This window comes from Candidatus Gracilibacteria bacterium (assembly GCA_041660965.1).
Classification (GTDB): domain Bacteria; phylum Patescibacteriota; class Gracilibacteria; order BD1-5; family JAGOOR01; genus JAGOOR01.
This window is the reverse complement of sequence record JBAZVH010000003.1, coordinates 1-13173: the sequence shown is the minus strand read 5'-3', so window position 1 is coordinate 13173 and position 13173 is coordinate 1. Positions and strand designations below refer to the sequence as shown.

Sequence of the window (13173 nt, the reverse complement as noted above, 5' to 3'; positions counted from 1 at the left end):
CAATCCATTCAACCCACATCTTTTAAGGGGCACGACCTCGCGTTACCGCACTAGCAGAGACTCTTCGATCATATGCTTGAATCAAGGCGCATGTCTTTCTGAGTTTCTGTTGTCGATGAAATAATAATCAATAACCATTGGTAACGCAATATATATTGTTTCAACCATAAACTGTGTTATTATTCGCCAGTCAATCCGCTCAACGTACCCCCTCTCACGAGGGGTGAGCTTAATAAAGGAAATATTATGGGTATCGGTATTAAAGAAAAAACGATTAAACATGAAGGCGTGCTTACTCCAAAATCGATTATTCAAATTCAAGAATCAACGATGAGTAGTATTGGTACATTAATGTCAGTTAGGTTTCCTATTCATGATATTATGAAATATAAATATAACTTTGAATTATTTGAATGCACACTTTGGTCATTGTTAGTTTGCTCAGTGAAAATATCACTCGATGATTTCGAAAATGATGAAGAACGAAATCGTATCTATATTATGTATGATGATTACATAAATCAATCTAAATGTTTTATGAATGGTTTTTTGCAAGATTTCGAACAGTTAAAAAACACTAAGCACGAGTACGAAGAAAATGAGTGAAGAACGCATTCAGTTAAATTCGTTTAGACAAGGATATTATGCTGGGACAAAGAATATCGTATTTGTTATTACTCAAGCATTAAAACAAGATCCCCAAATAGACGTATTAAGTTTATTAGATGATATCACCAAGATAAATAATCGTGTTATGGACGAATCACCAGATGAACCTATATGATCAGGTATGCAGCCTAGAGCTTGCGCAACAGTTGAAAGAACTTGGTGTAATACAATCATCATTATTTTATTGGGTAGCACAAAGAGATAAATTATTCGCTAATAGTGATCGGATATTCGGAATTATGTACATTGATCATTTCGCTGAGATCGACGACATAAATAATTATGAAGTATATTCTGCATTCACAGTAGCAGAACTCGGCAACATATTACCTAGAGCAGTGTCTATCATTTCAGAAGAAGAAAATAAAACAGAATTTTGTAATTTTAGATTGGTTACTGGTAAAAATGTAATAATAAAAGAATCAATTCCTATTATTGTGTGGACTGTTAATTATATATGTGATTCTACGAATGAATTTCGCAACTGGTTATTTGATAAATTATTAACCCATGCAATATATGATGACAACGAAGCCAACGCACGCGCAAAGATGCTGATATGGCTAATCGTGAACGGCCATGTGAAGGTGGGTGAATGAACTTATCAAAAGAAATGCAAGAATGGGTAAAGGAAAAAATATTTAAATTCCAGCAAGAGGCATTCATAGAAGGAAGACAAGCTGCATTAAAAGCACTTATAGGAAGCTTTGTATTAATGGACGAATCTTTTTTCACAAAAGAAAATATCTTAGATACACTTCATCTTATGATAGAAAATGGGGAGAAGATGAATGTGCAATGCGACTAATGCGTATGACGCGATTATGATGGGCATGATATGTGTCTCTACTGTGTTGTGTTTTTTTATTCATAGTAGAAAAAAACATGACTGAGTGGATCAGCACCAAAGATCGACTGCCCGATAAAGACGGGCGATATTTAGTTTGCGAAAATTACAATCGCATGCTATGGATCGGCGTAGGCGCATTGCGAAACGGTAAATTTGAATCTGTAACTACACATTGGATGGAATTACCGGAGAAACCTAATGAATAAACAATTACTAATTATTATTTTAGCGATAGGTTTATTAATAAGTAATACATTTATACTGAAAGCTGTTTTATCAGTATCTGATGATAGCTATAACAAAATAAACGAACGACTAGACGTGTTAACTAATATTTGCATGGACAATAAACGATGAAATTACTCGATCTATTCTCTGGTATTGGTGGTTTCTCATTAGCAGCACAATGGGCTGGCTTTGAGACAGTACAATTCGTAGAGAAAGATTTATTTTGTCAGAAAGTATTGCGAAAACACTGGCCTCACGTACCTATTCATGATGATGTAAAGACGTTTCACTATCATGATAATATTGATTTATTAACAGGTGGCTTCCCGTGTCAAGGATTCAGCGTTGCTGGAAAGAAAAAAGGAATTGACGATGACAGATACCTGTGGCCAGAAATGTTCAGAATTATCAGAGAATGTAAGCCAACTTGGGTTATTGCGGAAAATGTTACTGGCATTATACCCAATATTGACATCATGCTCGAAGACTTGGAAAGAGAAGACTACGAAACACAAGCGTTTATTATTCCAGCTAGCACTATCGGAGCCCCGCACAAAAGGGAACGGGTATGGATTATTGCCAACCGTGACAGTGAGCGATGCAACATTCGCATCGATAATAGGGAAAGAAGACACATTCAAGATAACATCGAACAATACTTTAAGGCGATATACAAAGAATGGACACAGTTCGTCCCTGAGTCTTGGAAGACTTTTGATGCTCAAGAATGGTTTACTTCCAACACCGCAAGCGAGCGACAATCGATCACGGGGGACACTGAACAATCAATGTATACAAAAGAGGATAGAGAACGGGAAGCAAATAATGTTATCGATGATATTAACAAGTACGGTGCATGGGAAAAAGATAAACCCCCAGTTTCTGGAATGGATGATGGGCTACCCGAAGGACTACACAGATGTAAGTCGTTAGGCAACGCGATAGTTCCACAAGTTATTTATCCTGTTATGAAATTAATTTATGAAATAGAGAGGTCATAATAATGGAAACCATCGCTCAAATAATCGCAATATTAATTATTATTGTCATGTGCATTATTAATATTATAAAAACAACTATAGACGCTAAGAATGCTGATAAAATGTCTAAAATGCTAGACGATATACTTGCGATTCATGAACAAGGCAGAATTATTTTACTCGAAAGAGAGATAGATGAGCATTTAATACGTGCAAGAGAACGATTGAATGAAATTATACGCACACATGAGTCAGAAGTGTCAGACAAGAAGGTGAGTGAATGAACAATAGTATTAAGCACACTGCATCATTAATTATTGTTACGGCGATTTGGTGTCTTCTTATGAGATTCATCATTGATTGCTCGGTGTATGAATCAAGTATATTATTCTCATTGTTTTATATCTCATTAACATTACAACGAATTGCGATGCGGATTGATACACATTATGAATAGACCGCATTTCACTCAAGAACAAAAAGATTGGATTTGCTATCAAATAGGTGAATGGTATTTAATTGTAAAAGATAACTTAGTCAATTATCAAAATAAAACCCATAGATTAGGACAAGCGAAAGAATTATTAAAAGGGATGGTTTGTGATGATTTAAAAGACTATTTCTTGTCATTAATTGAAGGATTAGAGGAAAACGAATAATGCCGCGTATTTTTAATCGTATTTTATATATCCTAGGCGCGATAATATATATGTGTGTATGTAATTATTTTATTGATTACACATTAGCGATTAAACCGTATTCCTATGCTTGTTTTATTTCAGTAATGTTATGTTTTGGTGTAATCTGGTTATTACAATTAATTTACAAATTAATCGAATTCATTTATTACTACAACAGATATGGCATGTAGCTCAGTTGGTAGAGCAAGTGGCTGTTAACCACTTGGTCGGCGGTTCGAGCCCGTCCATGCCAGATATGATTAGTCGAATAATTGAGCAGTAACAGCGCCTTCCGAGGGTTCGTCTACCTCTTTTTTCCTCTTAGTATTAATCGCCTTTTCGAGCAATTCTTGACCAAGTGTCGACATAGACTTATCTTCCTGTATTGCCTGTATCTTCAGTCTCTTAAGACTTTCCTGTGTTATGGGTATCGACACACTCTTTAGTATGTACTTACTATTCTTCATTGTTATACCTACTCGTCTTAGTTTATAGTCTTTACTGTGTTTACTGTATTCACAGTGTTGTCTGTACTTACTGTACTTACTGTACTCACTGTGTTTACCATGTTTACCGTACTCACTGTGTTTACTGTACTTACGGTAACGTAGTATAACTACTAAAGATCATATAACAAGGAATGTTATGGCTGAAAAGAGTCTTATGACAGAGAAGGAATCTCTATTCTCGTCCCTTCTTAGGTTTACCCAGCAATTCTTCTTCATACGTACAGGCAGAAAGTTCGAACTATCCCAGCCTTCAGGACGAGAGAGTCATTACATAACGATCTGTCGAGCCCTAACCAAGGTGATGATGGGTGAGACCACAAGGCTTATAATCAACGTACCACCGCGATATGGTAAGGCAATAGACGTTAATACTATGATGCTTACCTCTGAAGGATGGTGTGCTGCAGGGGACATAAAGATAGGTGACTACCTTGTGGGTTCACAGGGTTTTACTAAGGTAACAGGCGTATTTCCCCAAGGTGTATTACCCGCAAAACAAGTCTTATTCTCAGATGGCCAGTCGGTTGTATGTAACGATCAACACATGTGGACTGTCTATAATAGACATTTTCCAGATCATCCTAAGACGCTATTAACATCGGAGATTGCGCACTCATTATATGAGCCAGATGGACATAAGAGATGGAGAGTACCACTAGTCAATGGGGACTATGGGAATAATATGCCATTCATAGACCCATACTTATTTGGGTGTTGGCTTGGTGATGGTCATTCACACTATGCTGCTATCACTTCTATGGATGAGGAGATTATACAAGCGTTCCGTGACAAGGGTTATGAGATGAGACTGCATACTCATCAAAACAGTGGACAAGCAAAGACGTACGGAATATTGGGGTTAAGTAGAATATTAAGACAAAGTAATTTACTTAAGAATAAACACATTCCAGTCGATTGTTATTTATGGGCACCTTGGGACAGATTGGCGTTACTTCAGGGACTAATGGATACTGATGGCACTTGCGGAAAGAACGGGCAAGTCTCATTTACTAATACAAACCATAACATCATTGATGGTGTAGGGTATCTAGTCAACTCACTAGGTGGCACGTACAAGGTATATACGAGAAGGTGTGGTACTCAGACTTTAAATATCAGGTTACCAGATGATATCGATCCATTCAGACTGGCAAGAAAGCAGCAATATGTCTCTAAAGGCTTACGATGCGCACCTCGAAGACTGATCGAGTCAGTCGTTGATTGCGAACCGACAGAAATGGTTTGCTTTACGGTAGATGCACATGACCATTTGTTTGCTGTGGGTGAAGGGTTAATACTCACACATAATACAGAACTGTTAATAAACTTTGTCGCATGGGCACTTGCACAATACCCAGATTCGAACTTCTTATACGTGTCGTACTCACTCGGACTTGCTAAGAAACAGACTAAGACGATACGGCAAATAGTCGGGATGTTAGAGTACAGGGACTTGTTTGGCTTAGGTGTCTCTGGGGACACGTCAGCTCAAGGGAACTTTGAGACAACACTTGGGGGTACAGTCTATGCTGCAGGTGCAGACGGTGAGATCACAGGCCGTGGTGCAGGGATTAAAGGTGTTAATCGTTTTGGTGGTTGTATTATCATCGATGATATTCATAAGCCATCTGAAGTTACTTCTGACACTATCCGTAAATCAGTCAATGAATGGTACTTCAGCACATTACAGTCTCGATTAAATGATCCTGACAAGACACCCATTATATTCATTGGGCAAAGACTGCATGAAGATGACCTTGCGGCTAATCTGATAAAGACGGGTGATTGGGAGACTGTGATCATTCCTGCTTTAGATGAAGCTGGGAACCCACTTCACCCAAGTATGCACAATGCTGAGTCGCTCGCTAAGATGCGTGAGATGATGCCATACGTTTATGCCTCACAGTATCAACAAGACCCAATGCCAGCAGGTGGTGGTATCTTTAAGGCTGATTGGTTTTACGTATTAGATGAGGAACCAGAGATACTTACAACGTTCATTACAGCAGATACAGCAGAGACAGATAAGTCTTACAATGATGCAACCGTGTTCTCATTCTTTGGACTATACAAGATTAAACATGGAAACATTGAGACTGATCTCATGGGTATACATTGGCTTAACTGTATTGAGTTACGGATTGAACCTAAAGACCTTGAGTCTGAGTTCATGAATTTCTATACAGACTGTATGCGCTATAAAGTAAGACCAAGAGTTGCTGCGATTGAAAGAAAATCAACAGGTGTGACATTACTGTCAGTACTGAAGAATGTTCGTGGATTACAAATAATGGATATCCCAAGGACAAGAGTATCGGGTAGTAAGACGGCACGGTTCTTAGAGATTCAACCGTATATTGCAAGTGGTCAGGTGTCTCTTCCGAAAGATGGCAAGCATACTGAGATGTGTATAGAACACATGAGGAAGATTACTGCTAATAACTCACACAGGAAAGATGATATTTGCGATACAATATATGATGGGATTAAATTAGGTATTATCGATAACGTTATTATGGCATATAATCCTCAGAGACTTCAAGATGAAGAACGTGTAGCCAAGGGAATCATGGGTACTTTCCAGAAAGTACTTCAATTGAGAGGACAGCGTTAGCAAGGAGAAAGCAACATGGATGTTGCGAAGAGGTATTCCAAAGAGTTAGATCGTTTAAAGAAAAACGTTCGTAACAGTTATCAGAACTTTCAGCCAAATTACAAACGATTCAATGAATTCAGACGATTCGTATTTGACTCATCATTAACTGATGACGATAGAATGATATTGGATGCTTTAAAGAAGCCTAAAATAGAGTTCAACATTGGTGAGGCTTATATTAGCCGCTTACGTGGCGAGTTCTCCAAACAACAACCATCAATCGTAGTGACAGCAGATGACGGTGCTAAAGTATCAGCAGAATTAATCGATGTTGTCGGCGCACACTTAAAACACATATTATTCGATGCTAATAAGAACAGTTGCGAATATAACGTTTACACAGACATATTGAGTGGTGGGTTCTCTGCTATCAAGATTTGGACTGAGTACGCTCATCCCATGTCATTCAATCAAGTCATTAAGTTTGATCGAGTATATGATCCTACACTCGTGGGATTTGATCCTTTAGCACGTTTACCACACAAGGGTGATGGCAGATGGTGTTTTGAGTTATTCCCGAAATCAAGGGAAGAGTTTGAAGAGGAACACCCTGATGTCGATCTTCACGGAATAGACTTCACACGCAATGTAGAAGGGTTTAACTGGTCATACAGTAATAATCAAGAAGACGTGTTATTGCTATGTGACTACTATGAGAAGAAAAAGAGAAAAAAGAGAATTGTAGAACTTGTTAATGGTTACACGATGACAGTCGATGACTACGAACAGTTTCTATTCCACTGGAATGAGTCAGGATTGATTGAACAAGCACCTAAGATTAAAGGGAAACCACGCTGGACTGAAATAGAGACGATCTGCCGGTACCGATTCATAGAGAACAAAGTAATTGAGTATGTAGAAACAGACTATCCTGCGCTTCCTATCGTCTTTGTAGACGGTAATTCTATCTTGATTCGTGATGGATCAAACCAAGGATCGTTCATACAGATGACAAGACCTTACATTTATCATCTGAAAGGACTGCAACAATTAAAGAATTTCGCAGGACAAACACTTGCGAACGAATTAGAAAACCTCGTACAGCATAAATTCAAAGTCGCTAAAGAATCATTACCCGATGAACAAGCATATTTAGATGCTTATACGAATATTCAATTAGCTAATACGCTCGTCTATAAAGCGTTCAAAGATAATGATCCGACACAAGCAGTCCCAGCGCCAATGGAGATTCAACGTGTTCCGCCACCAGCAGAAGTTATTAATACATTCACGTTGGTCGATCAGATGGCGCAATCTATTTTGGGTTCGTACGATGCGTCCCTTGGGATTAACGATAATCAGCTATCTGGTACTGCCATTGTCGAGGGTGCTACGCAATCAAATGCTGCTGCAATGCCATACATTGTGGGATTCTTGCAAGCATTAACGCAGGTTGCGAACATCGTAGTGCAGCTCATTCCGAAATATTACGTTACGCCTCGAACCATTCCTGTCGTTAATGGCGAAGGTGAACGCGAATATCAAAAGATTAATCAGCCAGGTGGTGTTTATACCAATTACGATGAGAACGCATTGAGTGTCAAAGTCGAAGCGGGTGTAAACTTTGCGATCCAAAAGTCGAGATCATTGAATCAAATTGTAACAATGTCTCAAGCGATGCCTATTTTTGGTCAGTTCATGAATTCCAAGGGATTAAAAGTACTCATCGATAATCTTGAGATTTCAGGTACAGAGCAATTAAAAGAATTAGCCGATCAGTTCATGGAAGAAATGGCTAAGCAACAACAGATGCAGCAAGAGCAGCAACAACAAGCGATGCAGAATAATCCGATGGCGATGAAGGCTAGAAACGAACAGATGAAGCTGCAATTAGACGCTCAACAAGATCAGGTTGAGAATCAATTAAAAGCCGCAGGGATTGCTATCGAGAAACAAGAAGCTGATACGAACTTCCTAAAAGTCTTAACAGAGATGCAAAGCAGCAAGATAGAATTAGAAGTAGCACAAGCACGTGCGCAGGCTGAAGAAACGCGAGCTGCTGTCGATCTTGCGATTAAACATGCTGATATGCAACACACGCATCGATTGAAAGAGAAAGAAATTGATCATAATATCAAGGAAGCGTCAAAAGATGAGATGCAAAATAGAGAGTATGATTAAAAATGATAATGAAATGATAGTTTTTACATTTTGTAACGGGGATAAATTTAACGATGATAATTGTATACATACAGCAATTGATGGCAGTCTTTTTCAATCTGGTGAAATCAATACGATTGCGCGCGTGTGTGAAATGGCGATTAATGGTTGCTTGGATAAAATCACTTGTAAGGAAAGATCATGAAAAAATGTAACGATGAGAAACGTATTGTGAAGAAGAAAGACTTAAAAGAGTTCCAAAAGAAAGTTGAGAAAAAAGACAGAAAGGAAGATGATAAAAGATATGAACGAAAAGACAAGCGTTAACAATTTGCAGGTAATTTTATGTCTATAGGAAGAGGATGGTATCTGGATGATGATCCACCTGAAGAATACAAAACTCTTTCTAGCGATTTACTTAAAACGATGATTTCTCGAATGTTTGAAATACGTCAAGAGAATAAGAATAATGAGCGGATGTCATAACCCTTATTTCACCGGTAATAATGCTTTAGATGTCACGCCTAGAGCTACTCCATACAACTCACATTCATGTGGTTGTCATTGTCACAGCCCTGTCTGGCAAGGAACAATTCCCGATTCATGTTATTGCAAGTGCAGAAATTTCACTGTAGTGTGTAAACTGGATTTGAATGATTCAAATCTCATTGAAATACCCATTTGAAATGTTCCACGTGAAATGTGTGAATATACAATTTTGACTAAAAAGGACAATTTATGTCAGATGCAAAAAAGGTTATTGCTGATACAGTTGCGCACGTTGATAGTATTATCGAAATCATTAACACCTACGAACCAAATCGCCACGGATCAATCGCTATCACTCGTTTAGAAGAAGCAGTGATGTGGATTAATGCAATGGCACACTCCTATCCTCTCAAAGATAATAACATTGTCGAAAATATAGATCATAATTTCGATTCTGCTTAGTATTGACACAGTTGATCATTTGTTGTTACAGTGATTACACGAAGCTATCGCGGAATAAATAGCTGTCTACTCGAGACATAAACTCTGAGGAAGCACGTTGACAACGGAAATCGTCAAAATAGAGGGATAAGGCTTATGGATCAAGCCGAAGGATTACCACTTCAGGATATAGCGCCAGTTGGGTCATCAGCTCAAGAGTCCGCTCAAGAGAAGATGTTAAGACAAAGTGATGTGAATGAGTTAATAGGGAAAGCCAAACACGCAGCTTATGAAAAAGGGAAGCGTGAAGCACTTGATGCACATACTCAGCAACCACAAAGTGGAAGCATGGGTGGAATGCCTCAGCTCACGGAAGAGCAAGTCAGGCAAATGATTGCAGACGAAGCGCAACGGCAAACTCAAGTCACAGCAGCACATAATATGCTGAATAACTTTGCTCAACAAATGGGTGCAGGGAAAGGGAAATATTCTGATTTTGACGAGACTGTTGGTGGACTCGGAGACTTGCAAAACATTTCTCATGTAGTTCAGATGGCAACAGAAACAGGGATGGCAGGTGATGTGATGTACGAGCTAGGAAAGAATCCTGGCAAAGTAGCATCGTTAACAACGCTTGCGTATATTAATCCTCAACTCGCTAAAGTGGAAATGAAGAAACTAGCTGACTCAATCAAGATGAATGACTCAGCACAAGATTCTCCTTCAGCTTCCGAACCATTAAGCCAAGTAAAACCTTCTACGGTTGGAAAGGATAATGGCGAGTATAATGTTAAGGACTTCAGGAATAAATCATGGGCTAGAGGATAGTCCATTAGTTCTTAGCGTGCCGTTACCTCCAAAAAATGGATTTTTTAACTTGGAGAAATAGAGATGGCTACGCCAACAAATATCTTAACACAGGTACAAACGTATCAACGTGCAAACCTAGCATTACTCGAAAATTTGAATTGTTTTATGAACATTTCGAATACTCGTTTCAAAAACTTCCAGAATGAAACTGCGAACCTTGGTTCTAGTGTGACATTCGATTTGCCACCACGTTTTACAACCGCGCAAGGTTTGGTTGCGTCATTCCAACCAGCAGTGCAACGTTTGTTAACACTCACTTGCGACCAAGCAACCAATACTTCTTATGCGTTTACCGCACAAGAAAGAATTTTCAATGTCGAAAAAGACACTGAAAGTTACATGGAACAATTCGGTCGTTCTGCAATTGCAGAAATGGGTGCAAACATCGAAGTTAATCTTGCACTGAATTCAAATTCACATGTGCCAGTTAATACTGTTGTTAATGGACAAACAGTTCCAACAGGTGCGTTGCATACGGAATCAGGCCCATATCGTTTCTTCGGTGATGGACTCACAGCGATTAATTCTTTCCAACAGCTCGCTCAGATGATTGCGAACTTTAAGAACTACGGTGCTGTCAGACAAGGAATTAAAGTTATTCTTCCTGACACTGTTGTTCCGCCAATCGTTGGTACTGGCTTAAATCAATTTGCGCCAAAACGTAACGACAACATGGCAATGTCATGGGAAGTCGGTGAATTTGGTACACCACCTGTCATGTACTACCAATCAAACTTGTTGCCAATTCACACAGCAGGAACATTGGGTGATGCAGGTACAGTATTAACTGTCGTATCAACTGATGATCCAACAGGTGCAAACATCACTCAAATTACTTTCAGTGGTGCAGGCACAGATGCTAACGCCGTGAAATCAGGTGACTTGTTACAATTCCAAGACGCAGTATCTGGTCAGCCAAATATGCGCTTCCTGACATTCATCGGTCACTCAGTATCAAATCAACCTGTGCAAGTACGTGCAACTGCGAATGCTGCATCAAGTGCTGGCAGTGTGACAATCAGCATTGCACCAGCATTGCAATCAACTGCAGGTGGAACACAAAACATTAACAACAACATCGTTGCTGGAATGCAAGTGAAAATTCTTCCAAGCCATCGTTGCGGTCTTGTTATTGGTGGTGATGCGTTCTATCTCGCTATGCCACGTTTGCCAGATCAATATCCGTTCCCAACAGCAGCGGAATATGATGCTGACACCGGTGTCTCCATGCGTATGACTTATGGTTCTCTCTTTGGTCAAAACCAAATGGGTCTTATCCATGACGCTACTTGGGGATCAGTGTTAGTACCTGAATATTCCATGCGTATTGCATTCCCAAATAACTAATGTGTGGGGGCTAGTCCCCCATTTCTTTCACTGATTTTAAAGGATGAAAATCATGAGTCAATTAGATCCAATCATCAATGACGCGTATTTGTCTATTACAAATATGCAAGTCTCTGTTGCATCAAACACAACTTTGTCTATCGCAGCAGGTCTTGCTAAAGACAAAAACGATGTAATCGACATGAACTTAGGTAATTACTTAAGCCAAGGTAATCCGTCTGTTAGTGCAAACAGTGCGACAACTTTAAACGCAGCAGTAAATGGTGCGAATGGTTTAGACACTGGATCACTTGCGAACTCAACCTGGTATTACGTTCATGTGATCGGCGATTCATCAAACAAAATGCCAGTTGCGGCTATGTTATCAACCAGTCGTACAGCACCAGTTATGCCATTTGGCTATGATTCATTTAGATGGATCGATATCCAACGTACTGATGGTTCAGCACACTTCTTAGCTAACTATAATTACGGCAACGGAAATTATCGTAAGAAGTATTGGGATGTTGCGATTTCTGTCTTATCAAATGGTACAGCAACAGCATTAACAGCAGTCGATCTAGCAGGGGCAGTTCCGCCAATCGATTTATTGCCAGTAAGTTTGCGTGTTGAATTTACACCAAACGTTGCTGCTGATTACGTTGCATTCGCACCATTTGGATCAACTGCTGCTACTGCTAACTTAGTTGCGTTCAGTGGCGCTGTTTCTACAGTGAAACAAATTGGACAAGTCGAATTGATCTCCAAGTTAGATACAACCGCTAAGATTCTCTACATTAACTCAGCGGCAACTGGTGACAGTGATGTATTAGTACTTGGATTTGAATTTGCACTGTAAGGTCTAAGGAATGACCGATGAGCTATACGACAATAGAGCTGATAAATCGAGCGTATTATTTATCTCAAGTTGTCTCCCGTGACCTAGAACAAGTCACGGGTCAACAACAAGCAGATGCGTTGATATGGTTGAATGCGTTATTGTCGTTAAAGTCAGCTTACACACGCGTCATTCCTTACTATCAAGAATATGATTTCGATGCGGTAGCAGGACAAGAAGAATATTTCGTTCCTAATCTTGTTAACGCAGAGACATTAACATTTAATATCGGCCCCGTGCGTTACTCAACATCGCCTATGGGTCGTAAAGCATATTTCGGATCAGGTCGTGTCGATAATATTCAATCATTACCTTTTGATTGGCACGCAGAACGTGTACTTGGTGGATCGAATATATTTTTATATTTCGTCCCTAATACGAATTACCCTATCAAGATCTGGGGTAAATTCGGCTTTGATAACGTTACGTTTAATCAAGATTTACTTCTCATATACGATGAATATTACGTAGACTATC

General features: G+C 39.2%; 15 protein-coding genes and 1 tRNA gene. 15 read left to right on the top strand and 1 reads right to left on the bottom strand.

Features of this window, described 5'->3' with window-relative positions; genetic code table 25:
- Window positions 1-598: 598 nt before the first annotated feature.
- The 6 genes from WC753_04640 (at window position 599) to WC753_04615 (ending at window position 3661) form a co-directional block, all read left to right on the top strand.
- Window positions 599-874, top strand: a complete 276-nt coding sequence (locus WC753_04640; protein ID MFA6080731.1) for a hypothetical protein — start codon at window positions 599-601, stop codon at window positions 872-874.
- A gap of 354 nt (window positions 875-1228) precedes the next feature.
- The gene (locus tag WC753_04635; protein ID MFA6080730.1) at window positions 1229-1477 is read left to right on the top strand and encodes a hypothetical protein; all 249 of its coding nucleotides are present in this window, start codon (window positions 1229-1231) and stop codon (window positions 1475-1477) included.
- Between the two features lie 395 nt (window positions 1478-1872).
- Window positions 1873-2748, top strand: coding sequence for a DNA (cytosine-5-)-methyltransferase (dcm, locus tag WC753_04630; GenBank protein MFA6080729.1), 876 nt, complete (start codon window positions 1873-1875; stop codon window positions 2746-2748).
- Between the two features lie 2 nt (window positions 2749-2750).
- Window positions 2751-3041, top strand: a complete 291-nt coding sequence (locus tag WC753_04625; protein MFA6080728.1) for a hypothetical protein — start codon at window positions 2751-2753, stop codon at window positions 3039-3041.
- A gap of 135 nt (window positions 3042-3176) precedes the next feature.
- Window positions 3177-3386, top strand: a complete 210-nt coding sequence (locus WC753_04620; GenBank protein ID MFA6080727.1) for a hypothetical protein — start codon at window positions 3177-3179, stop codon at window positions 3384-3386.
- Between the two features lie 202 nt (window positions 3387-3588).
- Window positions 3589-3661: transfer RNA gene (locus WC753_04615), tRNA-Asn, on the top strand.
- A gap of 6 nt (window positions 3662-3667) precedes the next feature.
- On the opposite strand, the gene WC753_04610 is transcribed toward WC753_04615, so the two are convergent.
- The gene (locus tag WC753_04610) at window positions 3668-3844 is read right to left on the bottom strand and encodes a hypothetical protein (GenBank protein ID MFA6080726.1); all 177 of its coding nucleotides are present in this window, start codon (window positions 3842-3844) and stop codon (window positions 3668-3670) included.
- A gap of 1507 nt (window positions 3845-5351) precedes the next feature.
- Between WC753_04610 and WC753_04605 the strand changes: the two genes are divergently transcribed.
- The 9 genes from WC753_04605 to WC753_04565 form a co-directional block, all read left to right on the top strand.
- Complete coding sequence (locus tag WC753_04605) at window positions 5352-6530, top strand: hypothetical protein (GenBank protein MFA6080725.1); 1179 nt, start codon at window positions 5352-5354, stop codon at window positions 6528-6530.
- 15 nt (window positions 6531-6545) lie between these two features.
- Window positions 6546-8693: a portal protein gene (locus WC753_04600; protein MFA6080724.1), complete on the top strand. Its 2148-nt coding sequence runs from the start codon at window positions 6546-6548 to the stop codon at window positions 8691-8693.
- A gap of 180 nt (window positions 8694-8873) precedes the next feature.
- On the top strand, window positions 8874-8999 hold the full coding sequence (locus WC753_04595; protein ID MFA6080723.1) for a hypothetical protein: 126 nt from the start codon (window positions 8874-8876) through the stop codon (window positions 8997-8999).
- Between the two features lie 18 nt (window positions 9000-9017).
- Window positions 9018-9158 carry a hypothetical protein gene (locus WC753_04590; protein ID MFA6080722.1) on the top strand — a complete coding sequence of 47 codons (141 nt, stop codon included), beginning with the start codon at window positions 9018-9020 and terminating at the stop codon, window positions 9156-9158.
- 252 nt (window positions 9159-9410) lie between these two features.
- Window positions 9411-9623, top strand: a complete 213-nt coding sequence (locus tag WC753_04585; protein ID MFA6080721.1) for a hypothetical protein — start codon at window positions 9411-9413, stop codon at window positions 9621-9623.
- A gap of 135 nt (window positions 9624-9758) precedes the next feature.
- Window positions 9759-10430 (top strand): hypothetical protein, encoded by a 672-nt coding sequence (locus tag WC753_04580; protein ID MFA6080720.1) that lies wholly within the window; start codon window positions 9759-9761, stop codon window positions 10428-10430.
- A 63-nt stretch (window positions 10431-10493) separates the two neighbouring features.
- Window positions 10494-11819 carry a hypothetical protein gene (locus WC753_04575; GenBank protein ID MFA6080719.1) on the top strand — a complete coding sequence of 442 codons (1326 nt, stop codon included), beginning with the start codon at window positions 10494-10496 and terminating at the stop codon, window positions 11817-11819.
- A 43-nt stretch (window positions 11820-11862) separates the two neighbouring features.
- Complete coding sequence (locus WC753_04570; protein MFA6080718.1) at window positions 11863-12657, top strand: hypothetical protein; 795 nt, start codon at window positions 11863-11865, stop codon at window positions 12655-12657.
- 140 nt (window positions 12658-12797) lie between these two features.
- A partial coding sequence (locus WC753_04565; protein MFA6080717.1) for a hypothetical protein occupies window positions 12798-13173 on the top strand: 376 nt, incomplete at its 3' end.